Annotated in this window: 18 protein-coding genes and 2 tRNA genes; 11 read left to right on the forward strand and 9 right to left on the reverse strand. The window is 65.7% G+C overall.

Annotation, left to right across the window (positions count from 1 at the left end):
• The first annotated feature begins 81 nt into the window (after positions 1 to 81).
• The 4 genes from ppsR (at position 82) to ACYVGE_RS05405 (ending at position 1,836) form a co-directional block, all read left to right on the forward strand.
• On the forward strand, positions 82 to 903 hold the full coding sequence (gene ppsR, locus ACYVGE_RS05390; protein ID WP_460727799.1) for a posphoenolpyruvate synthetase regulatory kinase/phosphorylase PpsR: 822 nt from the start codon (positions 82 to 84) through the stop codon (positions 901 to 903).
• 111 nt (positions 904 to 1,014) lie between these two features.
• Positions 1,015 to 1,527 carry a DUF1249 domain-containing protein gene (locus ACYVGE_RS05395; protein WP_460727801.1) on the forward strand — a complete coding sequence of 171 codons (513 nt, stop codon included), beginning with the start codon at positions 1,015 to 1,017 and terminating at the stop codon, positions 1,525 to 1,527.
• Positions 1,528 to 1,572: 45 nt separating this feature from the next.
• Positions 1,573 to 1,648 (forward strand) — tRNA-Ala (locus tag ACYVGE_RS05400).
• A 112-nt stretch (positions 1,649 to 1,760) separates the two neighbouring features.
• Positions 1,761 to 1,836 (forward strand) — tRNA-Glu (locus ACYVGE_RS05405).
• Between the two features lie 150 nt (positions 1,837 to 1,986).
• Here ACYVGE_RS05405 and ACYVGE_RS05410 read toward each other — a convergent pair.
• The 3 genes from ACYVGE_RS05410 to ACYVGE_RS05420 form a co-directional block, all read right to left on the reverse strand.
• Positions 1,987 to 4,608, reverse strand: coding sequence for a LuxR C-terminal-related transcriptional regulator (locus tag ACYVGE_RS05410; RefSeq protein WP_460727803.1), 2,622 nt, complete (start codon positions 4,606 to 4,608; stop codon positions 1,987 to 1,989).
• A gap of 172 nt (positions 4,609 to 4,780) precedes the next feature.
• Complete coding sequence (locus tag ACYVGE_RS05415; RefSeq protein WP_460727805.1) at positions 4,781 to 5,305, reverse strand: nuclear transport factor 2 family protein; 525 nt, start codon at positions 5,303 to 5,305, stop codon at positions 4,781 to 4,783.
• A gap of 270 nt (positions 5,306 to 5,575) precedes the next feature.
• Positions 5,576 to 7,249 (reverse strand): M4 family metallopeptidase, encoded by a 1,674-nt coding sequence (locus tag ACYVGE_RS05420; RefSeq protein WP_460727807.1) that lies wholly within the window; start codon positions 7,247 to 7,249, stop codon positions 5,576 to 5,578.
• Between the two features lie 225 nt (positions 7,250 to 7,474).
• Here ACYVGE_RS05420 and ACYVGE_RS05425 point away from each other — a divergent pair, with 225 nt between their 5' ends.
• Complete coding sequence (locus ACYVGE_RS05425) at positions 7,475 to 9,100, forward strand: tetratricopeptide repeat-containing sulfotransferase family protein (protein WP_460727809.1); 1,626 nt, start codon at positions 7,475 to 7,477, stop codon at positions 9,098 to 9,100.
• Between the two features lie 94 nt (positions 9,101 to 9,194).
• Here ACYVGE_RS05425 and ACYVGE_RS05430 read toward each other — a convergent pair whose 3' ends face one another.
• The 3 genes from ACYVGE_RS05430 to ACYVGE_RS05440 form a co-directional block, all read right to left on the reverse strand.
• Complete coding sequence (locus tag ACYVGE_RS05430) at positions 9,195 to 9,650, reverse strand: DUF6197 family protein (RefSeq protein ID WP_460727811.1); 456 nt, start codon at positions 9,648 to 9,650, stop codon at positions 9,195 to 9,197.
• 80 nt (positions 9,651 to 9,730) lie between these two features.
• A complete protein-coding gene (arr, locus tag ACYVGE_RS05435; protein ID WP_460727813.1) occupies positions 9,731 to 10,132 on the reverse strand; it encodes an NAD(+)--rifampin ADP-ribosyltransferase in 402 nt (133 codons plus the stop codon).
• Between the two features lie 289 nt (positions 10,133 to 10,421).
• Entirely contained in the window at positions 10,422 to 13,769 is a 3,348-nt protein-coding gene (locus ACYVGE_RS05440) for a hypothetical protein (RefSeq protein ID WP_460727815.1), read from the reverse strand.
• Between the two features lie 177 nt (positions 13,770 to 13,946).
• On the opposite strand from ACYVGE_RS05440, the gene ACYVGE_RS05445 reads away from it, so the two are divergent.
• The gene (locus ACYVGE_RS05445; protein ID WP_460727817.1) at positions 13,947 to 14,462 is read left to right on the forward strand and encodes a YybH family protein; all 516 of its coding nucleotides are present in this window, start codon (positions 13,947 to 13,949) and stop codon (positions 14,460 to 14,462) included.
• 219 nt (positions 14,463 to 14,681) lie between these two features.
• On the opposite strand, the gene ACYVGE_RS05450 is transcribed toward ACYVGE_RS05445, so the two are convergent.
• Positions 14,682 to 15,452, reverse strand: a complete 771-nt coding sequence (locus ACYVGE_RS05450; RefSeq protein ID WP_460727819.1) for an alpha/beta hydrolase — start codon at positions 15,450 to 15,452, stop codon at positions 14,682 to 14,684.
• 193 nt (positions 15,453 to 15,645) lie between these two features.
• Here ACYVGE_RS05450 and ACYVGE_RS05455 point away from each other — a divergent pair, with 193 nt between their 5' ends.
• Both ACYVGE_RS05455 and ACYVGE_RS05460 read left to right on the forward strand, forming a co-directional pair.
• Entirely contained in the window at positions 15,646 to 17,112 is a 1,467-nt protein-coding gene (locus ACYVGE_RS05455; RefSeq protein ID WP_460727821.1) for an HD domain-containing phosphohydrolase, read from the forward strand.
• A gap of 176 nt (positions 17,113 to 17,288) precedes the next feature.
• Entirely contained in the window at positions 17,289 to 18,194 is a 906-nt protein-coding gene (locus ACYVGE_RS05460; protein WP_460727823.1) for a hypothetical protein, read from the forward strand.
• A gap of 198 nt (positions 18,195 to 18,392) precedes the next feature.
• On the opposite strand, the gene ACYVGE_RS05465 is transcribed toward ACYVGE_RS05460, so the two are convergent.
• A complete protein-coding gene (locus tag ACYVGE_RS05465) occupies positions 18,393 to 18,773 on the reverse strand; it encodes a hypothetical protein (RefSeq protein ID WP_460727825.1) in 381 nt (126 codons plus the stop codon).
• A 313-nt stretch (positions 18,774 to 19,086) separates the two neighbouring features.
• Between ACYVGE_RS05465 and ACYVGE_RS05470 the strand changes: the two genes are divergently transcribed.
• The 3 genes from ACYVGE_RS05470 to ACYVGE_RS05480 all read left to right on the forward strand — a co-directional run bounded on the left by ACYVGE_RS05470 (position 19,087) and on the right by ACYVGE_RS05480 (position 21,470).
• Positions 19,087 to 19,560 (forward strand): DUF4410 domain-containing protein, encoded by a 474-nt coding sequence (locus tag ACYVGE_RS05470; RefSeq protein ID WP_460727827.1) that lies wholly within the window; start codon positions 19,087 to 19,089, stop codon positions 19,558 to 19,560.
• 6 nt (positions 19,561 to 19,566) lie between these two features.
• A complete protein-coding gene (locus tag ACYVGE_RS05475; RefSeq protein WP_460727829.1) occupies positions 19,567 to 20,055 on the forward strand; it encodes a hypothetical protein in 489 nt (162 codons plus the stop codon).
• Between the two features lie 149 nt (positions 20,056 to 20,204).
• The gene (locus tag ACYVGE_RS05480) at positions 20,205 to 21,470 is read left to right on the forward strand and encodes a M24 family metallopeptidase (RefSeq protein ID WP_460727831.1); all 1,266 of its coding nucleotides are present in this window, start codon (positions 20,205 to 20,207) and stop codon (positions 21,468 to 21,470) included.
• An 88-nt stretch (positions 21,471 to 21,558) separates the two neighbouring features.
• Here the strand turns inward: ACYVGE_RS05480 and ACYVGE_RS05485 are convergent, their stop codons facing one another.
• Entirely contained in the window at positions 21,559 to 23,643 is a 2,085-nt protein-coding gene (locus ACYVGE_RS05485) for an alkaline phosphatase D family protein (RefSeq protein WP_460727833.1), read from the reverse strand.
• Between the last annotated feature and the right edge of the window lie 15 nt (positions 23,644 to 23,658).

Genomic DNA, 23,658 nt, shown 5'->3' on the forward strand with positions numbered 1-23,658 from the left:
TTATTATCGCCGCTGCATCGGGCCCAGACAAACGCGGCCCGGTGGCTTTCTGGCGATGGCGAACCCTTGACGAGGTGTGTGATGCCCGGAGTGCGGCCGGTTTTCTATGTGTCCGACGGCACGGGCATCACCGCCGAGACCATCGGCCACAGCCTGCTGACGCAGTTCACCCAGACCCGGTTCGTCACCGAACGCTATTCCTTCGTCGACAGCGTCGAGCGCGCAGCCGAGATCGCCCCCAAGATCCGGGCCGCCGCCGAGGAGTACGGGGTCCGTGCCGTGGTGATCAATTCCTGCGTCGACAGCGTCGTGAGCAGCGCGCTGGCCGAGAGCGGGGCGCTCATGCTCGATGTGTTCGCGCCCTTCATCGAGCCGCTGGAGCGCGAACTGGGCGAGGCGCGCGAGCGTCGCATCGGCCAGGCGCACGGGCTGGTCAATTTCGAGACCTACCACCGCCGCATCAACGCGATGAACTTCGCATTGACCCACGATGACGGCGCAGCCACCGATTACGCCGGCGCGGACGTCATCCTCGTGGCCGTCTCGCGCGCGGGCAAAACGCCGACCTGCGTGTATCTCGCCCTGCATTACGGCATCCGCGCGGCCAATTATCCGTTGACCGAGGAAGACCTCGAGCACGATCGCCTGCCGCCACGCCTGCGGCCATGGCGCAACAAACTGTTCGGGTTGACCATCGACCCTGTCCGCCTGCAGCAGATCCGCCAGGAACGCCGGCCGAACTCGCGCTATGCCCAGTTCGATACCTGCAAGCGGGAAGTGGCGGCGGCGGAAATGATGTTCCGTGGCGAGGGCATTCCGATCCTCAGCACCACGCATACCTCGATCGAGGAAATCGCCAGCAAGGTGCTTACGACCCTGGGCATCCACCGCGAAATGTTCTGAGCGGCGCCTGAATTGCAGGCGTCAATTGGCGCGGGAGAACTGTGACGATAGGCGCGTTCATCGTGCGCGTCAACGCTGCGCATTGCGCACCGCGCGTGTAGCATCGGGCCCATGCAGCAGCTCGTTTCCCGCGCCAAGCATGCCGACGCTCTGGGCCGTCTCCGGCTCGGAAAGTTCGGCTGGCTGATGGCGCTGTATGCGGAAAACCATGGCCGCCTGCAGCGGCTGTTCGAGCCTGCGGATCTCGCCCCGGGCCGTTACGCATCCGATATCGGGGATGGCTTGGCCCTGCAGCTGGACGTGCTCGGGCAGCATCGTTACACCACCGAATTGCGCCTGACCTACAACATGCTCGATCCGGTGACCGGAGAGCCGGACCCGTCGGCGTATCTGCGTGTCTACCACGATGCCCGCCAGGTCGAAGCCACGCATTGCTACGTCGGCCGCCGCTGGCAGGACGTGATCGGCATGTATCCGCCACCGGCTGAAGTGATCGGCCATCGACTGCGGATGAACACGTTCCTTGGAAAATGGTTGCAATACCTGGCCGAGAGTGGCCACGGCGTTGCGACCTTGCGCCTGCGTGCAGCGGCGGATGTGAAAAAAATCGAAAAGGTGGCTTGACGGTCCTGTATCAGCCCCCTAAACTTGCCGTCTTTCCAGCGCCGTGGGGCCATAGCTCAGCTGGGAGAGCGCCTGCATGGCATGCAGGAGGTCGGCGGTTCGATCCCGCCTGGCTCCACCAACTTCTGGACACGTTTTTAGAAGCACGTTTTCAGAAGGCGCATCGGAAACAAGTTTCAAAACAGGCCGGCTTTTCAACGAAGTCCATCTCGGTGAAAGCAAAGTTCTACAGCGTCCCCATCGTCTAGAGGCCTAGGACATTACCCTTTCACGGTAGCGACCGGGGTTCGAATCCCCGTGGGGACGCCAATTGATACAGCAACAAGGGCTCGGGAAACCGGGCCCTTGTTGTTTTTGTGCTTTCGTTCGGATTGATCAGCAGTAGAAACCGTTCGAACGACATTGCGATGCGATCAACGGCGCATTGTGGGCGATTGCATCGACCGAATCCACGAATCGTCAATGCGTCAACCCGAGCAGGCGCGCGCGGTCGACTGCATGTTTGCGATTGCCGGCCGAGAGCTTGAGGAACAGGTTCTTGAGGTGCCACTTCACGGTCTCGCCGCTGATGTCCAGGGTGCGGGCGATTTCCTTGTTCGACATGCCTTTTTCGATCAGGGACAGGATCTGTGCTTCCTTCGAAGTGAGCAGGCCATGCCGTGGTGGCGCCGCGCGGATGGGCGTAGGGGCCGGGGGCGGCGTTTCGCCGCTGGAAGCAGGGTGCAGTTCGGCCGCCATCTCTACCGCCAGCGGGTGGGTGTCGATCAGCAGGCGCGCGTAGCCGGAAATCTCGGCCAGCTCGAGAACTTCCTGCAACAGCGGCAACGCATCGACGCTGCCGCGCTGGCGCGCGATGACCGCGCGCAGCACTTTGACCGTGAGCGCATCGCGGCCACGATTCAACTGCGCGGCGAGCCGACCGACTGCGGCGACCTCCGACTCCGCTTCATCCAGTTCCCGCTTCGCCAGTGCTGCATGGGTGCGCGCGAGCGATGCGATCAGCTGGTATTCCAATGCGAGTGGGTGCAGTTGTTCGTGCTCGAACGCGGGCGCCAGCTGCTCAAGGGCAGCGAGCAGCGTGGCGACGGTTTCGTTGCGGCCACGCAATGCATGGATACGGATCTGGTCAGCCAGTGCATATGCGCGCAGGCGCGGCAGCTGCCGGCGTTCGGCGACGTCTTCGAGGTTGCCGAGCACATTGAGGGCGCGACGCTCGTCATGCTGGCTGAGCGCCACGTTGGCGAGCGTGCGATAGGCCAGCAGGACGTTGTCCGGAAAGCCACTGCGTTCGATCACGTCGAGCCGGTTCGCAAGCACGGCCTGCGCGGCCGCGGGCTGGTCGCGCCCGAAGAGTGCGGCGGCGAGTACCGACGCCAGGAGCGCGGCTGCCATGCCGCGGCGCTGGCCCTCGCGCTCGGCCTGGGCGAGTGCCGGCTGGATCACCGCCTCGGCCTGGCAGGCGTCGCCCTCCCAGAGATGGCTCAATCCCACCAGCATGAGTCCGACTTGCGCCGACAGCCGCAGCGAGCCGCTGTTGCCGAACCGGGCCGCCTGCGCGACCAGCGCGCGGGCATCGCCGGTCGCGCCCTCGTGCAGCGCGACGAGCGCACGGAAATTGAGGTGCGTCACGGCATGGAGGGGCTCGCCGCCGCACTCGTGCAGGCCCGGCCAGCGGGCGACGAAATCCGGCAGGAGGCCCAACTGGTCCGCATAGGCCGCTGCGCCTGCGGCGACGCGCAGCGCGACCGCCAACGTTGCCGACGGGGCCGCCGGGTCGTCGATGACCTCGCGCGCGATCTCCAGCGCGGCTGCGTTGCGGTCGCCCAGCGCGAGGATCCATGCAGCGGCCAGGCGGAGATCGAGGTCGCCGGCCAACACCTCTGGCGGAATACGGCCGAGCCACTCGCGTGCTTCGGCGTACTTGCCCGAAATGCCGAGTGTCCAGAGCGATCGCGCCGCATGGGATTGCGCAAGCGCATGGTCGCCAGCCGCAAGCGCGTGGCCGGCCGCCTCGTGGAAACGCTCCTTGCCGGCGAACCACGACGCGGCGCGCATATGCAGGGTCGCCTGTTCGGCCATCGGTAACCGCTCGAAGCGCGCCAGCAGGAAATCCCGCGCCAACGGGTGCAGGCGGATCCAGTCGGTGCGTTCGCCCTGGATCATGATTGGCGTTTCCGCGACGAGCTGATCCAGCACTTCCGCCGAGTCTTCCACGCCGGTTACTGCGGCGCATAGCTCCGCGTTCATTCGATCGAGGATGGCGATGCGGGGCAGGAATTCCGTCAGCGCCGGCGACAGTTGCGCGAGCAGGGACTCGACGAAGTAATCCTGGATGGTGCCGTGGCGCGCCGACAGCGACTCGAGCGCGGCCACCGGATCCGGAGCGTGCTCGATCGCCGCGATCGCCAGCTGCAATCCGAGCGGCCAGCCCTCGGTTGTTTCGTGCAGGTGCGCGCGCGCATCCACGCTCAGTTGCGGCAGGCGCTTCTCGAGCAGTTCGATCGATTCCTCCATCCGCAAGCGCAATGCATCGGTCGCCAGCGTTGCGTAATTGCCCTTGGCGGCCAGTTCCGCCACCGGCAGCGCCAGCGGCACGCGCGAACCGAACACGAGATGCAGGTTGGCCGGGGCGTTGAACAGCAGGTACTGGACCGCGCCACGCAGCGTGGGCAGCGGCAGGCGCTCCGCGTCGTCGAGCATCAGGACGGTTTGACCGCCCTGTTGGGCGACTTCGGACAGCAATGCAGTCAGGGCTTCCATCCCGGTCTTGCCAACCCGGTTCGCGACGGCCTGGGTGGGGCGCCGGTTCGCATCGCGTATCGCCTGGCACACGGCTTCGGCGAAACGCACTGGATCGTCCTGCGTGCCGGCCGTCAGCCACGCGACGCGCGCGCCCTGTTCGAGCCAACGGCGTCGCCATTGCAGCAGCAGGGTCGTCTTGCCGAAGCCGGCCGGTGCGACCACCGCGATCGCGGTGCGGTCATGGACATCGGCCCAGAACCGCTGCAGCCGCTCGCGCTCGAGCGCCGTGCGCGGCATGCGCGGCGGCGTGGCCTTGAGGGCGAACTCGGATTCGGACATGGGCCAGGGTTGGTCGGGGGACGGATCCGCGCTCGCCACAAGCGCAAGCGCAGGCCCGTCGCGGCGTGCCGGTTCGGCGCCGGTCCCGAGGGCAGGGGTATTCCCATCGTTCGCGGCGTTCACGGGCACGGCGTGCCCCGAAGGCATGGCAGAAAAACGCATGGCGCTGGCCTCAAGCGGCGGGCCGCGACGAGCGGTGGATGTGGATGATCTTCCAGCCTTCCGCGGTCTTGGCCAGCATCACCGTTTCGGTGACGAACTGCCCCGCGGGCTTGCCGCCGGCGTTGGTGCGCAGCAGCTTCTCGGTGATCACCCAGCCGATGGCCGGTCCGGCATTGGCGTCACGCCCCAGCAATTCGCGTTGCGCGCCCTGCAACTGCGCCGCGTCGCTGCGCGCCTGGGTGGCGAAGTAGGCGTCGCGATCTCCCAGCACCTTGCCGTTGGCGATCACCAGCGCGCCCGGCGCCATGAAGTTGCGTGCGGCGTCGAGCTGGCCTTTGGCGAGCGCGTCCATGTAGCTGTTGACGACCATCACCGGCTGCTCGGCGCCGGGGGCGATCCGGACCGCGGGTGCGCGCGCCTGTGCGGGAGCAGACGTGGTCTTCGGGGCCGATGCCGCAGGAGGCGCCGCCCGCACCAGCAGCGGTGCGGCGAGAGCTAGCGCGATGACGGCCGCGCGCAGGAATCGGGTGGTCATGGGGGCATTTCTCGTGGGGAGGGTGCCCGTGTATTTGGGGGGCGACAGACCCCCGCAGCGCCCCCCCAAGGCGGGGGGGACACCGTGACGTCCGTAGCGGTTACGGCTCCATCCGGTCCGGTGTGGATGCCTCTGCGAGACGCCCCTCACGAGTCGCGCCTATTCGCTGTCGACGACACAAAAAAAGAACCCGCCGAAAATCGGCGGGTTCTCAATTCGATCACGCATCGCGCCGCCCCCACGGGGACGACACGACGTATGCCGGGTCGATCAGAAGACGCTTACTGCGGCCCAGGCATCATTCACGGCCTGCTGCTCCCGCGAGCCGGCACCGTACAGGTCGGCGGCGGCGTTGAGGGTGGCGACACGCGCAGCGGCGTAGTTGGTGTTGGAAACGAAGTACTGAGTCAGGGCCTTGTACCAGATCTGCTGGGCGGCCTCGCGGCCGATGCCGGCGAGGGTGGTGTTGCCGTTGCAGACCAGGTTGGCCGGGGTCAGGTTGGCGGGCGTACCGGCGTCGTAGCCGGCCGGCACCACCGCGCCTTCGGCGAGCAGGTAGTAGAAGTGGTTGGCCACGCCCGAGTTGTAGTGCACGTCCAGGCCCGCCCACTGGGACGCCGTCCTGTTACCGCCACCCGCCGGGTTGTTGACGTTCGGGTAGCAGTCCGGCGAGATGCCGTCCAGGAACGGCTTGAACATCGTGCGGATGAACTTGTTCCAGGCCGGCGTGGCGAAGATCTGCTCGCCGATCACGTAGTTCGGCGGCTGGTTCGCATTGTTGGCGTAGTACTCGATCATGGTGCCGAGGATGTCCGAGTTGGCCTCGTTCAGGCCGCCCGACTCGCCGCTGTAGATCAGCTTGGCGGTGGCCGCGGTCACGCCGTGGCTCACTTCGTGGCCGACGATATCGATCGCGACCAGCGGACGCACGGTGGTGCCGTTGCCGTCGCCGAAGGACATGCAGAAGCAGTCGTCGCTCCAGAAGGCGTTGACGTAGTTGATCGAGTAGTGGACCGCGCCGAACGCGCCGACGCCATCGCCACGGATGCCGTCGCGGCCGAAGGTGTTCTTGTAGTAGTCCCAGGTCTTGGCGAAGCCGTAGGCCGCGTCGACGCCGGTGCTGACGCGATCGCTGAGTGCGGCATTGCCCCACTTGTTGTCGGCGTCGACCATCAGCGTGGCAGCATCGGTACGGTAGCCGTTGCCGGCGTCCTTGATGTGGGTGTTGCCGCGGGTCGAGTCCTTCAGCTCATAGATGCGACGGGTCGCGTTCCACTGGGTGTTCAGCGGAAGCGTGCCCGCGAACAGCGAGTAGCCCGTGCCGATCGCCGGCGTGACGGCCGGCGGCACCGGCGGCGTGCCGGTCTGTGCGCCGGTGCCGGGCAGTACGCCGGTCTTGATGGCGTCTTCCTTGGCCAGGATCGTGCCGTCGAGGGCGTCGACGTAGTAGTGCATGCGCTGCGGCGTGCCGTCCTTCGCGGTGCCGGTGTAGAGCACGTCATAGGCCAGCTTCGGCTCGGCGCTTGCCGCCCAGACCGCGAGGCTGGCGGTCGGCACGGCATCGAACTGGGTGCCGAACTGCACGCCCGCGGCGGTGATCGCGGCGTCGACCGACAGGGCCGGGGTGACGCCGACGTTGATCGGCTTGGCCTGGGTCAGGCTGGTGCCCTGCAGCACGCCGGCGCGGGAGTGGACGACCATGTCGCCACCGATCACGGGCAGGCCGCGATAGGTGCGGTCCAGGCGCACGTGCTCGGTGCCGTTGGCGTCGACGATCACGCTGCGCGCGGTGAAGGCGTCGGCAGCGGACAGGCGGGTCGCCGTCGGGTTCAGGCGGACGGCGGTCAGGGCGCGGTCGACCGCGGCCCCGTTGATGGCCGCGGCCGACTGGCCGGCGGTACCCATGAGAATGGCCACGGACAGGGCCTTAGCTAACGACGACATGAATTCCCCTAAAAACTCGAAATGATTGGACGCCGCGGACACTCGCGACCGGGCAAGACTCGGGCTTGGCGGGCAGCCCCCGAAACCCCCCACGGCGGGGGGTCCGGCGCCCCGCCCGGGGTGGTCAACTGCGTGTGCGGATTCGGCGCCACAGGCGCGAACGAAGGCACGCACACCGATGCCAAGGACAGCCCCGGCCCCCCCCAAGAAATCGGTATCCGTCCAATGCAGCAACCCGACCTCCCGGCCCTGTGGCAGCAGGCCGTCGCCCATTTCCAGCAGCAGCGCTACGCCGAGGCGGAAGCGCTGTGCTTCGAGCTGATCCGGCATGCGCCCGGCAAGCCCATGGCCTACACCATGCTGGCGAGGACCTGCCACGCGGCAGGACTGACCCGTGAGGCCACCCACAATGCCTTTCTGGCCGGCCAGCGCGTCGCCGACGCAGCCGCCGCCGAGATCCTCGAGGTCGCGTCCGTCCTGACCGAGCTCGGCGAGAACCAGCTGGCGCATGCCGTGCTCGGGTTCGTGAACCCCGAGGACCCGGCCAACGCCGGCGTGCTGGTTCCGCTCGCCAAGGCGTACAGCACGCTCGAAGACCAGCCGCTCGCCCTGCGCTGCATCGAGCTGGCCCGCGCCCGTGGCGATGACAGCGCGTTCGTCGCGCATATCCAGGGCATCGTGCAGAGCTTCCTGGGCCCGATCGAGGCTGCGATCGCGGCCAGCGAGGAAAGCGTCGCCAAGGACCCGTACTACGGCCACGCCCACTGGTTCGCCGCCCAGGTCGGACGCAAGGACAGTGCACGGGCGCGCGTGGCGCGCATGCGCGAGGCACAGCAGCACTCCGGTCTCGACAGCGACGACATCACCTACCTGCATTACGGGTTGTTCAAGGAGTTGGACAAACTCGGCGAGACCGACGAGGCATGGGCAGCGCTCATGGCCGGCGCGCAGGCGCGCCGCAGCGTCACCCAGCACGATGCCGCGCAAGAGACCGCGGCCTATGACGCCCTGATCGCGGCCACGCCGGAGGGCTTCCTCGACGCCTGCGGCGACGTCCCCCGCGACGCCACGCCGATCTTCGTGGTCGGCATGCCGCGTACCGGCACGACCCTGCTCGAGCGCATCCTGGGCAACCACCCGCAGATCAAGACCTGTGGCGAGCTCAACGACTTCCGCCAGCAGATGCAGTGGGTCAACAACCGGCGGCTGACGCTGACCCTGGATCCGGGCATCGGCGAGTACGTCGCCCGCCTGGACCCGACGCTCCTCGGCAACCGTTACCTGGCCAAGACCGAGTGGGTCGCCGACGGCAATGCGTTCTACGTCGACAAGCACCCGATGAACTTCCAGTGGTGCGGCGCGATCCTCAAGGCCCTGCCGCACGCGAAGATCATCCACCTGCGCCGCCATCCGCTGGACAGCTGCTTCTCCAACCTGAAGGAGCTGTTCGCGCACCACTACTACCCGTACAGCTACGCGCTGGACGAGCTGGCCACGCACTACCGCAACTACGCGCGGTTGATGCAGCACTGGCACGCCATCGCGCCGGGGCGGATCCTCGACGTGCGCTACGAAGACCTCGCGTCGCAACCGGACGTCGAAGCGCGACGCGTGCAGGCCTACCTGGGGCTGCCGGAGGTCGAGGGCGTCACCGACATCCTCGCCAACAAGACCGTCACCACGACCGCGAGCACGCTGCAGCTGCGCCAGCCGATCCATACCCGCAACGTCGGTGGCTGGCGCCGCTACGCGACCGGCATGGCGCCGGTGCAGGCGTTGCTGGCCGACCTCATCGAGGCTTACGAAGCCGAAGACGTATCGCTGCAGCCGGCCGGCGCGGCGGCCGCCTAGGCGCCGGCCAGGCAGTCCTGCCTGCACGCACGCGCAAACGCAAAATGATCAGGCCGGGCCGTGAAGCGGCTTCGGCCTGAATGATTGTGAGTGCCTAGTGCGCCGCAGCGGCCAGACGTGCCGCCACTTTGGCCCGCGCAATGGCAAGCACCTTTTTGATGTCAGCGAAGGTGGTTGCCGGAAGGTTGTTGAAGTCCATCAGGCGATGCTCGAACTCGCGGCCACCTGATACATCCTCGATGGCGAAACGCACCTCTTGCAGGGCCACCCGTCTGTGATCGTATGAACCAAGCACTCCGATGCTTGCCTTCTGGAGCGCGCAGAACAGGCTCAGCGTCTGCGCGTCAGGCGGGCACTCCCTTGTGTCATTCCGGTTCCAGTCGGATTCATTGGCCAGCAGCGCATCCGCTTTATCCAGGATCTCGACATCCTTGATGGATACGGGCTGATCGCGATCCTCGTACGCCGGGGGCGGCGTGGTTGCGCAGCTAACCAGCGCCGCGAACACCAGGCCAAGCGCAACGTTCTTCCATTGCTTAAAGAGACTCATGGTTACTCGCCTGGGATCTAACGGGTGAATGTGGCCTCGAAGCTTCGGCTTCAATGAATTGCTGGATCGCCGAACCGTGCTCATTCCTCGATCGCCTCGACACCACGCTGCCTGAGGTTCTCGAGGTGGTCGTGCATTTCCCTGAGCTGGGTGGGGGAGTGGCCGCTCCAATCCGTGACCTCGCCGATGATGCGGAACGGATTCCGGGAACGGTATGACTTCGTGGGATTTCCGGGAAACCGCTTGTTCGTCAGGTTGGGATCATCCTCAATGGACCCTGTCGGTTCCACGATGTAGATCCTGCCGTGTCCTGCGCCAACGGCCAGCTCGGCGCCCCAGGTGGCCGCATCCAGCGTGGCGCTCAGGTAAACGAAGGCCGCCTGCTTCCCTTGGCCGTAATTGGAGGCATAACCCGGCTCGATCAGGTCGCCCGCCTTCAGGTCGGCCTTGGTGCCGTGGTAGTACGTCTGCGAATCGGTCATCGCGTCGCTCCGGTTTCCTGCCATTCCGACAGGCCGGCGATGCTGCATGAGGCGCAGGGGCTGGCCGCAAGCCCCCCTGCGTTGTATAAATTGATTGTGGGAGGCGCGTGCAGCGCCTCCCTTTTTGTTTTTGGCGTCCCGGTGCTTTTGGGCGTCCCGGCTTCCTGCGCCGACGGGGCATAAAAAAGCCGTGCCGGTCCAATGGGACCGGCACGGCAACTCTCCGGATTTACATCAAGTGCGTTACATCAAAGCGTGGCGCCTCAGGGAGGCGCCACGCCGGCCTCGATCAGAGGTCGATGCCGAAACCGGCACCGATCGACTGGTCGTCGCTGCTGAAGGCGCCGCCCAGGCTGAACGACGCACGCTCGCCGATCTGCTTGGAGTAGCCCACCGACAACGCGCTCTCGCCGTTCTGCCAGCCAGCGCCGACGCCGATGCGACCACGCGGGCTACGGCTGTTGGCCGTGTTGATCGCCATGTTCATCATCGCCGCGCTCATCGCACCTTCGCGGTCGATGCGCTGGTCCTGCTTGTCCAGGCGCGAACCGATCTGGGTGAACTGGTCGTTCATCAACTGCAGCTTGGTGTCGGTGTAGCTGTTGGCGCGGGTCAGCGTCTGCGTGGCGGTGGTGTCGGTGTAGGCATGGGCCGACGCCAGCGTTGCAGCGTCACCGGCCTGCATCTGGCCGACGTTGGCGGCATCGGTCGCGGCCGTGCCGGCGGCGACGTTGGTCACGCGACGCTGCTGCGTGGCGCTGCCCATCGACACAGTGTTGGCCTGGTCGGCCACCGAGCCCTGGCCGACCGCCACGGAACCCGCGGCGCTGACCGTAGCACCCTGGCCAATGGCGGTGCCGCTGGCGGCGCTGACATGGGTGTCCGCGCCGATGGCGACCGCATTGGTCGCGGCAGCGTCGATCACGCTGTTGCTGCCGAGCGCGGTGCTGCCGTCGGCGTGCACGGAGGCGCCGGTGCCGTAGGCGGTATCGCGGGCGTCTTCCGCGTGGCTGCCGCTACCGATGGCGAGGCCGTTGCCGTCGCCCATCGGCAGACCGTAGCCCGGGCTGCTTTCCATCCAGCTCATGCGCGTGCTCAGGCTGCTCAGCGACGAATCGAACGCGGCGAAGGCATCGCCGACGCTGTAGTAGCTGCCGCCCTGGACGCTGTAGGTGGGCGCACCGAGCAGACCGTTGCCGTTGATCGCGGCGCCGCCACCGAGCGCGGCAGCGACGCTGTCGAGCTGGGCGAACGTGTCCGCGCCGATCGTGGCCAGCCTGGTGTTGAGCTGGCCGAGGTTGACCGCGTCGGTGTCTTCCGTACCGGCAGCGACGTTGGTGACCTGGCGTTCGGCACCAGCGGCGCCGACCGAGACCGTGTTGGCGCGATCGTTGTACGAACCGGCGCCGAGCGCGACGGCATTGTCGACGCCGAAGTCGACCTTCGCGCCCGAACCGATCGCGGTGCTGGCCACGCCACGTGCCTTGGCATTGGCGCCGAGCGAGGTCGCATCGTCCGCCGAGGCCGAGGCCGAGAAGCCGACCGCCGTGCCGTTCAGGATCTCGACGATGTTGCCCGGGCGGCCGCCCGCGCCGGTCCAGTCGAAGTCACCACCGGCGAATGCCCAGGTGCCCAGCGCCGTCGTGCCCTGGCCGAAGGCCAGCGCCGAACCGAACGCCGCGCTGTAGGAACCGCGCGCTTCCGACAGGAAGCCCACCGCGGTGCTCTCGTAGCCGTAGGCGTAGGCGCCGCCGCCGAGCGCGGTGGAGAAGCCAGCCGTTGCCTCCGCGCCGGTGCCGAACGCCGACGACCAGCTACCGGTCGCCTTCGATCCCGCACCCGAAGCAATCGAGCGGCCGCCGGTGGCGTAGGCGGCATCGCTGCCGTCGAGGGTGCCTTCGGCAACGAAGTATTCGCTGACGCCGGCCATGGACGCCGCGAGCGAGTCGAGCTGCGACTTGTTCACCGCGTCGGTCGATTCGGTACCGGCGGCGACGTTGGTGATCTGGCGTTCGGCGCCGGCCGAGCCGACAGAGATCGTGTTGTCGCGGTCGGCGACCGAGAACGAGCCCAGCGCGACGCTGTCCCTGCCGATGGCATTGCTGTTCATGCCGATCGCCGAGGCGCCGTCGCCCGAGGCGGTGGCGTAGTAGCCGGTCGCGTTGCTGCCCAGGCCGGTCGCCATGCTGTACGCACCGAGTGCGGTGCTGTAGTCGGCAATTGCCGTCGAGGTGTCGCCCAGCGCGGTGCTGGAGATGCCACCCGCGGTCGCCAGCGGGCCCACGGCCGTGCCGAAGCTGTTGACCGCGAGGCTGTAGGCACCGACGGCGAGGCCGGCTTCGCCGCGCGCCTGCGCATACGCGCCTTCGGCGGTGCTCATCTTGCCCAGCGCCGTGGCGTAGGCGCCGGTGGCGCTGGCGAAGTCGCCGGCGGTCCAGGAATAGGCACCAGTGGCGTTGCTGAATCGGCCGAAGGCATTCGAATAGGTGCCGACGGCGGTGCTGGCGAAGCTGTAGGCATTGGCGTAGGCGCCAAGACCCGTGGCGTAGTCGTCAGCGCCGGTCGCCAACAGGCCGACCGCGGTGCTGTTCTTACCCGACGCCCACGTGTAGCTGCCCACGGCGACGGACTCGTCGCCGATGCCGCCGGCGGCGTAGCCAACAGCGAGCGCGTCCCAGCCGTTGGCGAACGCCTCGTTGCCGATCGACATCGCGAAGGCACCCGTGGTGTAGGCACCGGTGCCGATGGCGATGGCGTATTGGGTCATGGCGCGGGCATACGAACCGACGGCCAGGGTGTTGTCCTTCATGGCATGCGAGTCTTGGCCCAACGCGACGGCGTACTTGCCCACCGCTTCCGTGTAGGGGCCGATGGCCGCGCTCAGGATGCCCGACGCGCGCGCGGTGTTACCGATAGCGGTGGCGTAGGCGTTGGTGGCCTTGGCGCCGCCGCCGACCGCCGTGGCGAACTTGAAGGTCGCCTGGGAACCCTGGCCCACGGCGACGGACTCGTTGCCCCAGGCCCGGGAGTTGTAGCCCACGGCGGTCGCCTTGAACACGGTGGGGTCGGGGGTGAACGGGTTGCCGGCGGAGGCGTTGGCGCCGACGGCGACGGATTGGTTGACGGTGGCCTTGGCGGTGCTGCCGTAGGCCGTGCTGTACGCGCCGCTGGCGATGCTGCCGTTGCCGGACGCTATGGAATTGGTGCCGCTGGCATTGGCCAGGTTGCCGAACGCCGAGCTGTTGTTGCCGCTGGCGATGGTGCCGTTGCCGAACGCCGAGCTGTTGTTGCCGGTGGCGCTGGCGTTGTTACCGACGGCGGTGGCGTTGGTGATGGTGGCGGTCGCGCTGCCGGCGATGGCGTTGTTGCCGAAGGCGCTGTTGTTGTTGCCGAAGGCGCGGGCGTTGTTGCCGACGGCCGAGCTGTTGTTACCGGTGGTGCTGGCAAGCCAGCCCACTGCGGTGGTGAACGCGCCGGTACCCGCGTTGGCGCCAGCGCACTGCGTCTGGCCCGGGGTGGCGGTGCCGCAGTCCTGTGCCAGCGCGATCGACGGCGCCAGGCCCATGGCCACGAGCAGGGAAGCGGTGAGGTTCGCGCGGTGGAGGGTCTTGGAACGCGCGTTACGAGCGGTTTTCACGGAAAAAATCCCCAGGGAAATAAACGGATCGGCAACGGCCGGACGCGTTGGGCCGGATGCGCCAACGGTGCGACTCTGCTTCGCGCTGCCTGCGATGGCTCCCCCCTGTGGTGGGGGGGGCGCGGGGGGCCGGCCCCGGTGCCCAATGGCGCCATCCCCCATCACCCGGTAAAGCCCATGCGCCGCCTGCTTCTTGTTGCTTCCATTGCCCTGGTCACGATCGCACCCGCGACGGCGTTCGCGCGTTCGTCCGAGCCTGTGGCCAGCGTGCCCGCACCTAACGTGCCTGCCGCCAGTGCGCCTGCGGCGGCCCAGTCGCCTGCGGCCAAAGAAGCCGCACAGGTCGTCGACGGCTTCATGGCCGCGCTGGCCAGCGGACAGCTCGAGAGCGCGCGCCGGTTCATGGCGCCGGATGCCGTCGTCATCGCCAACGGCCAGGTGCTCGGCCTGCGCGACAGCTACATCGATGGCGCCGCGAAAGGCGACGCCGCCGCGTTGAGCACGGTCCAGCACGAACTCCTGCGCCGCGACACCCATGCCGGCGCCGATACCGCCTGGGTCCTGAGCGAGAAGCGCGTGCACACGGGCGCGGCGCAGGGACCGAGCGAAGTGGTCGTCGAATCCATGGTGCTCACGCGGACGACGGCGGGCTGGAAGATCACCCACATCCATTGGTCCGGCCGGCACGCCTGATACGACAAACAATTGCGCCGGCAGCCATAGGGATGGCTGCCGGCCTCAACGGTGGGAAGGGGTTGCCGGTATCTCGGGGGAGTTTCGGCAGCCTCTGGCACGTGCCGGCGCGTCGACTCATTCGGCGCGCCGGCGCGTCCCCCTTCGGGATGCAGCGGCCTGTCGTGCCGCAAGCGACGAATGGGGCGGAGCCATGACGCTCACGCCCCGTGGTCGCGCTTACTTCTTGCCGTGCGCCGCCTGCTCGATGAGCTTGGCCACGGCTTCCGGCTTCGACACATAGATCGCATGGCTGCCGGGCACTTCGACCACCGTTGCGCCGGCGCGCTTGGCCATCATCTGCTGCGCCGGCGGCGGGATCATGTGGTCTTCCGTTGCGACGAGATACCAGCTCGGCTTCGACTTCCACGCGGGCACGGTCACTGCGCCACCGAGCGCCTCGACACCCCACGGCACCTGTGAGTTCGCCATGAAATCGGCTTCGTCGGCGGAGACATCGCCCGCGAACGAGGCCGCGAACTTCGCACGATCCAGGAACAGGAAGCCATCCTGCGGCGGCAGGATCGGCGGCTGCGCCGCACCCGGCGGCGGATTGGAAATCAGCGACTGCACCGATTCGCCCTGGTCGGGCGCGAACGCAGCGATGTAGACCAGGCGATCGACCTTGGGGTCGGTGCCGGCTTCGGAGATGACGACGCCGCCATAAGAGTGGCCGACGAGGACGACCGGGCCGTCCTGCTGCGCGATGGCGCGCTTGGTGAACGCGACGTCGTCCGCGAGCGACGTGGTCGGGTTCTGCACGATGGTGACGTTGTAGCCGTCTTTCTTCAGGATGTTGTAGACCTTGGCCCAGCCGGAGCCGTCGACGAATCCGCCGTGCACCAGCACGACGTTCTTGACGGCTTCAGGGGTCTTGGCGGGCGCAGCGTTCGAGTTCGAGGCAAGGGTCATGGCGGTAGCGGCGGCGAGGCCGAGCATCTTGATGTTCACGGAGTGAGCTCCAGAGGTTAGGTGGCGAAGCGAGGCGGGCACATACATCGACCGGGGGAGAGCGGACATCACGATCACCCTCGAGGCAAAGGTTGCGCTCCGCCCCCTGTGCGCACCATCGGTTGAATGACCGAGGTCGCTGCGGAGGGGAGGCACTAGACTTCCCGGCCCTGGTACAGGTACTTGATCCCACGTGGACGCTTCCTCCTCCGTTCCGCTGCTGGATGTGATCCGCTCGCTCGCGTTCGTGGGCGACCTGGCGATGGGGCAGCCCACCGATCACTCGCCGCGCGCTGCCTGGCTGGCCGGGCAACTGGCCAAGAGCGCCGGCGCCGATGAAGTCGGTTGTCGGGAAGCCACTACCGTCGCCCTGTTGCGCTGGTCCGGCTGCACCGCCAACGCGCCCGAATTCGCGCAGTTGTTCGGCGACGATGTGAGTGGACGCAAGGCGCTGCTTGCCATCCAGTCGCCAGGCAGCGGGTTTCGTTCCGGCACGCGTCACAAGGCATCGGCATTCCTCTCGCTGTCGCGCATCCACTGCGAAGTGGCGGGCGACATAGCGGTGCAGTTGGGGCTGGAGGAAGCGACGCAGTTCGCCTTGCGCCACCTGTTCGAAAGCCACGACGGCAGTGGTGCGCCGGATGGCCTGCGCGGCGAGCAGGTGCCCGCTTCGGTCTACATGGCCTCGCTCGCCGGCGATCTGGATATCTTCAATCGCCTGTATGGCCTCGAGCAGGCATGCAAGCTCATCGAACAGCGTGCAGGCGCTCTGTATCCGCAAGCGCTCGCCCATCTGGTCGTCGCCCATGCCTCGCGCTGGCTGATGGCGCTAGACGACGATCCAACGTTGTCCGGTCCGTGTTCGCTCGACGCCGCATTCGCCGGCCGCACGACATCATTGGAAATCCTGGCGCACGTCATCGACCTGAAGCTGCCGTGGATGACCGGCTATTCGCGCGCGGTGGCGCAACTGGCCAGGAATGCGGCGACGGAACTCGGGCTGGATGCGTCCGTCCAGCAGAAGGTGTATCGCGCCGCGCTGATCCATGGCATGGGCCGCGCCGCAGTGCCCAACATGATCTGGGAAACCCCGGGCAAGCTCGCGGAGTCGGCGTGGGAGCGCGTGCGGCTGGTTCCCTACTGGACTGGACGCGCCGCGCGGCAGATCGGTTCCCTCGCGGGCGAGGCGGAAATCGCGTCGTATGCCTATGAACGACCCGATGGGTCCGGCTATTTCCGCGAGGCCAGGGCGGCGGGCATTCCCATCGAAGGACGCATCCTTGCCGCCGCCGCGGCGCTGGCCGCCCTGCGCGTCGCGCGTCCCTGGCGCGATGCATTTGCAGAAGACGCCGCCGCCTCGCTGCTGATGGCCGAAGCCACCGCCGGGCGCCATGACGTCGATGTCGTGCGTGCACTGTTGAACAAGTCGCGACCGGCCAAGGGCAGGGTGCCCACCACGCCGTCGACCAGTCTCCTTTCGGAACGCGAGCGGGATGTGCTGCGCTGGATCAGTCTTGGAGCGAGCAACAAGGTTGTCGCGCAGAAACTGTCCATCAGCCCAAGCACCGTGCGCACCCATGTCGAGAGCGTGTTTCGCAAGCTCGAGTGTGCGACGCGTGCAGCGGCTACGTTGAAGGCCACGCAACTGGGTTTGCTGTAGACGTCGACGTCCGCTTTTGGTCGGAAGCGGTACGTGGCCAGGAAGTACGCCAGCTTGTTAGCCGGATGCCGCGTCGCTAATCTGCCTCCTGATCAAGGGGATGCGCGGGTCGGCATTTCACTGCCATAGATGTATAACCGCACCTCGCGGTCCGTCTAATCAGTAGTTAGGGGCCAATGAAACTGTCGATGCGCTTCCCGATACAAGCAGTGCTGCTCTTGGTCTTCACTTTTCTTGCCGCTTGCAACGGCAATTCGTCGCAGAAGACCGAGATCGCGCCCGCTAAACAGGATAACTTTGGCATCCTGCCAGAAGCCAAAATTACTCAAACAGCGCATTACAAGATCTATAGCACCGCTTCAGATGATCAGACTGGCAAGGTTTCTCACGCAGTTGAAGCGCTCTACCAATCTTACATCGGCTACTTCGATTCAAAGGAACACTCCAGGGAGCTTGAGCTTGTCCTGTACAGGGATCGGACTCAGTTCCGCGCCTACAACCGCAGCAGCCCTTGGGCAGAGGCGTATTACCGTACGCCGCGTTGCTATGCGTACTTCGCGGAGGGTAGCAACCCATACCACTGGATGATTCATGAGGCCACGCATCAACTGTTGCGCGAGCTTTCCGGCCACAAACCAGCCAAATGGATCAATGAAGGTGTCGCCAGCTATTTTGGAGCGAGTCAAGTGGTCGGCGCCCGCTTGCAGCGCGGCCGTATCGATTACGCCGCATACCCCATCTGGTGGCTTTCATCTTTAGGTTTGAGCGGAGATTTGGAGCGGGATATTGCGTCAGGAAGAATCATTCCTTTGCACCAACTCATCTCAAACACAGGGCCGGACATAAATCAGAACGTCAACCTGTACTACATCCACTACTGGAGCCTGACTCACTTTCTGCTTCACTATCGCAACGGCCTCTATTCCAAGCCGTACAAAGAGCTTATTGCACTTGGCGGATCACCCGACGGCTTCCGACGATTGATAGGTCCGCCGGATAGGATCCAACTTGAGTGGTACCAATACTTGGTTGAGCAAGCGCGAATAGCTGCGGACAATGGGGATGTGCAGGCTGGCCCCTAACAATTCATTCAAGCCGAAGCCGCTTCGCGACTCGGCCAAATTCAGGCGCCAGGCTGACCCCCATCCTGCATGAGCCTCCGCCGTGAAACCATGCGCAGGACATGGCAGATCAGTCCCGCTGCCCAGATCGTTACGACAGAGATCGCGATCTAAAAACCTAGGGCCGCGGTGCGGCACCTAGGTCGGTGGTTCAGCAGGTCAAGGTATTGTCAGTGTGCCTGCCGTGCAGAGCGCGGAAGTGGCTGCATAGACGTTCGCCGGCTCAGTTCCATCATTTCTGTATTCGATTGTCCAACCGCTATTGGTGCCGTCATAGGCAAGCGATGAATAAACAATTGTCGCATTAGGGGGGATGCTCGTTGCCGATCCGCTTAGTATCGTCTCGCCAGGCAAGCAGACACTGGTCACGCCTCCGGTCTCGCCTGGTGCCAGCACGAAACTGCGGCCGTACTCTCGCAGGACTACCTTCAGTCCCGGCGGCGGTGTCGGTGCCGGCGCGGGTCTGCCATCGGCCAAGGCCGTCGATGCCATCACCATGCCTGCGAGAAGTCCACCTACGATCACGATCGTCTTCTTCATGCGATCCCCAATCTGGAGCGCCCGGAATTGGGCGCGTCGAGAGAGTAGCGGGTACACATACTCACTCCTGCAACGCTCAACACAGTTTTCAACTACTGGGACTGATTCCAGGCCGAAGCTGCTTCGCGGGAGACCGGCTGATGCGCCAGGCTCTACTCGTGGTAACTCACACACAGCAGTCGCAAATTACCTGTGATCGCAGGGCGCAATGAGCTTTGCAGCGCCTGACGCTTTTGTTAACGTCACGCCTCCACGTCGCTTGGGGGCCGCTGTTCGGCGGCAGCGACGTGAGCATGAGTCAGGGGAAAACAGAATGAACTTCAGGCCAGTACTTTTTCTTCTTATTGCCGCCTTCCTGTCCGGCTGCATGGGGACGACCGGGCAGGTCTACGTGCCGAACAAGGCAGTGGGTTCGCGCTACTGGTACGAAATCGTCAACTCAGCAGAAATGTCCGAGGCGGGTGTGCAGGAATTGCGCAAGGAGCTGGATATCGAGCTTCGCAGCAGAGATCTCCTGGCGGTGGAGACCGATCCGGAAGCCCGGAAGGTCAAAATCACTATCACCAACTACTACATGCGCGCCGCTGCAGCGAGATTCCTGGTCGGAATCATGGCCGGTCGCGACAACATCCATAGTGTCGTAACGATTACGGATGTGAAGAGCGGCGAGGAGCTCGGCCGCATGGAAGTGGACTCCAGGAATTCGACTGCCATGGGCACGGCGGGCGGCTTGATCGAAAGCCATGCGACGGAAATCGCGGACTTCATGTCGGGCGTCAGGGGCTAAGCGGCGATGCCACAATTCAAGCATTTTGTCTGCACCCTTGCACTGCTTCTTGTTGCCACGGGTTGCAAAATGGGCACCTTGAGAGACGAAGTCCGCCTTGATCAGGACGTAGTCCTTGGTGGTACGGGAAGGGCGTTGTTGAAGACGGATTCCGAGAACGATCACCCCGTGGCCGTGCTGCTGGACAGGAAGGTATTCATCACGCAACTGGATGGAAGAAGCCTGTATCGGATGGGATGGACAACTGAGTATCCAGAAGCGATGCGGATATGGCCGGGGACGCACTCCGTAGGTGTTCGATACCTGCATAGCAGCATGGGCGGACCTGTCGTCAACTATGCCAATGCATTGCTCACTCTCGATGCAAAAGCGGAAAGGAAGTACATCGTCCGGAAGCTGATCGTGGGTGGCTCAATCCGCTTCTGGATAGAAGATATGGACACTGGCGAAGTCGTGGGAAGTGAGCTTCCGGTGCAAGCCAGCGCAGGGCCGTAGGCTGGGTTGGCTTGCCTCGCGGCTCGGCATAAAAGCGCCCTGGCATGGTCGAACTCCCAGGGTGGGGTTCGACCATGCGCCCAAGGGACGCAGTGAGCGCCGACGCGGCCTCATACTGCGAAGCATCCCTGCATCGGTCCGGAGTCTTCATGCGTCGTCGCGACTTCCTTACTGCGGCTGTAGCTGCCACCGGCAGCGCATCCACTGCGCTCATGCTGGCCGGGCGGTCGGCTCAGGCTGCGCCTGCCGCAAAGGCCGGATTGGCCTCCATGACCGCCGTCGCAAAGGCAATCCCGGTTGAGGAGCGTCTGGCGCGGATTGCCAAGCTGCAACGGCTGATGGTCGACCAGAAGATCGGCGCCTTGATCCTGGAGTCGGGCTCGAGCCTGGATTACTTCACCGGCGTCCAGTGGCATCGCTCGGAGCGCACGACGGCCGCCGTGATCCCGGCCCGCGGCGAGGTCGTCGTCGTGACCCCAGCCTTCGAAGAACCCTCGGTGCGCGAGACCCTGGCGGTGGGCGGTGATGTGCGGCCCTGGAATGAGCATGAAAGCCCGTTCGCCCTCATTGTTGGCGCGCTTGGCGACCGCGGCGTTGCCTCCGGCGCGATCGCATTCGAATCCACCACGCGTCTGTTCATCGTCGATGGCGTGCGTGAGGCAAGCGCCGGGGCCTATCGTGTGGTTTCCGGCGATGCGCTGGTGAAAGCAGTCCGGCTGATCAAGTCCCCGGCTGAACTCGCGCTGCTGCAAACCGCCAATGACGTCACCCTGGCGGCGCTGCGCCATGTCCATGGCAACGTCCGCCCCGGCATGCGCCCCGACGAGATCGCCGCCATGGTGAACGCCGCCACCGTGGCGCTGGGCGGCGTGCCGGAATTCGCCCTCGTGTTGATCAACGAGGCCAGCGCCTATCCGCACGGCTCAAAACAGCCGCAGACCGTGCGCGAGGGCTCGGTCATCCTGGTGGATGTGGGCTGCAACGTGCATGGCTATCAATCGGACATCTCGCGCACCTGGGTGATGGGCGAGCCAACCGCAAAACAGCGAAAAGTGTGGGATACCGTCAAGCGGGGCCAGGAGCTTGCGTTGGCGACCGCCAAGCTGGGTACTCCAGTGGGCGCCATCGACGACGCGGTGCGCGCCCTCTACGAAAAGGAAGGCTGGGGCCCTGGCTACCATCTGCCTGGTCTTCCTCACCGCACCGGCCACGGCATCGGCATGGACGGTCACGAGCCGCCCTATCTGGTACATGGCGACGCCACACCGCTGGCACCCGGCATGTGTTTTTCCGACGAGCCGGGAATCTACATTCCCGGCGAATTCGGAATCCGGCTGGAAGACTGCTGGTACATGACCGAGACCGGTCCGAAACTTTTCACCAAGCTGGCCAGGTCGCTCGAAGATCCGATCTGATTGGTTTCGCGGCAAGGCATGGAGTGGAAGGCATTGGGCATCCGCTTCCGACCCGAAGCGGACATCGAATCGCAACGCACTACGCGCGTCACACCGCCAGTCCGGCATCGCCTTCCAGGATTGTCTGCCGCATCCGTGGCCGTTCGCCTGGCCGCCAGAGCGGCACCTCGTGGCGGACGCGATACCGCAGGGGTCCGCCGTCCACGCCGGGGCTGCGTTCGATGGGCCGCGGGATGCAGACGAAGTCGGTCGCCATCGTGCTGGCGTCGACCCGCACGATGGCGTAGCCGTGTCCGCCCATGTCGACGAAGGACAGGTGCGGGGCCAGGCCGGGATTGCTCACCGCGTGCGCCCTCGAAAGGTCGCCGCTGCTGGCGAACTCCAGCGCCGAACGCACGCCGTGGTGCAGCAGCAGGTTGACGGTAGGCTGCGGTGATCCGCCACCCGGGTTGGCGACGTACAGCGGGCGCAACGGATTTTCTTTTTTCTGGTTGTGCTCGTTGGCTTCGGCCATGCCCGGGGCAGAGATCGAGCCGGTCACGAAGGTGACGCCCACAGGTTCGAACGCCGCAGGCGGCAAGGCTTTGGCCGCGTAGCCCGCCCAGAAGCTGTGGCGATCGCCGGACACGATGGCGAAACCGGTGATGCCGGCATCGCGCACGGCGTCGAAGATTTCGGCGCGCTCAAAGTAGGTGCTACCCCAGTCGCCGGTGGACATGATGGCAAAGCCTGCGCCCTCGGGATATTTGCCCAGCGCGGCCGGGAGATTCTGCGGATCGACGCGCCAGTCGGGGGTTCCCAGCGAATTGCCCCAGATCTTCCAGGTGGCCGTCGCGCCGCGCAGGCGCTCGAGGAACCAGGCCTTCTGCTTCGCCCCCAGCATCGTCTGCGCGGCTTCGCCGGCGCGGTAATTGGCCACGCTCTTGTCGCCGAAGGACAGCCTCAAAGGCGGATGGCCGTTGGCATAGTCGCGGCCGCCATCGAGCTGCCGCATCAATTCCTCGGGTACGAAACCCAGCGTGTCGTCTTCGAACAGCGGATTGATTTCGTCGTGATTACCGGGGTCGCGCGAGCGGAAGCTGCGCTGGTCGGTGATGATCAGGTCGATGTGCCGGCCCCAGCGCAGGGCGCGATACGCGATCAGACTGTTGATCGCGGCGAGGTTGTTGGCTTCGGTTCCCAGTCCGTCGTCGTCGAAATCCTTCACCAGCGTGTCGACGACGTTCGGCGCGTTGAAGGTGTCCCGCTCGGAGCCTGGCGGTAGAACGCGAGCCGGCTGGTATTCGAACCAGGCCTGGTTTGCCGCGACCTTGAGCGTCTGCGCGGGGATCCAGCCCTCGTCGCCAGGGAACTCCTGGATCGACTGCCAGCCCTGCCAGGAGAATTCGTGGTTGTCCCACATCGCCACGAACGGCCAGCGCGCACGCGCATCCTGGATGTCGGGGTCCTGCAGGTAGGCGTGGTAGAGGGCGCGGTAGTCCTCCAACGAGTCCGGCGCCCAGAAGCGATTCTTGGCGACCGCTTTACCCTTCGGAAACTTGATCGGAAACTTGATGAGACGGTCGTAGCGATGTCCGTTCTTGACCTGGTCCGGGTACTGCACGACCTCGTAGACGAAATCTCCCAGGTGCAGCACGAAGCCGAGCCTTTCCTCGGGCGCGGCGCGCTCGTCTTCCCAGATCATCCGCCGATAGGCGTTCTGGGCACCTTCGCAAATGGTCTGGCAACTGACGAAGGCGAAGCGCGCAGGCCGTGGATCGTCGGGCGAGGGCGCCGTCAGCGTCCGACCGATCCGGCTGCCGTTGCCCTCCTCATCGACAAAGCGGTACCAGTATTCGCCGGCCGGCGGCAGGTCGCCGACCAGCACGCGACAGGTCCAGTCGGCCTGGGCCAGCACCGGCGCCGCCGTGGTCGCAATGACGCGCATGAATGCCGGATCTTCCGCCACTTCAACCAGCAGCGTGGCGCGCTCGCGGCCATCCGCATAGGGGCGCCGCGTCCAGAGCAGGACGCTGTGGTCATCGGGATCGCCCGAAGCGACGCCTTGCGGAAACAGGTCACGACGCTCGCGCCAGCCACTGGAGGAAGGACGCACCGTCGCGCAGCCCCAGGCCAGGGTCGCGCCCAGTGCGGCGGCGAGCTTCAGGAAATGGCGGCGGCTGAGTGTCGGCATGTCGGCTCACCATCC

It is taken from the genome of Lysobacter rhizosphaerae, from assembly GCF_054779795.1.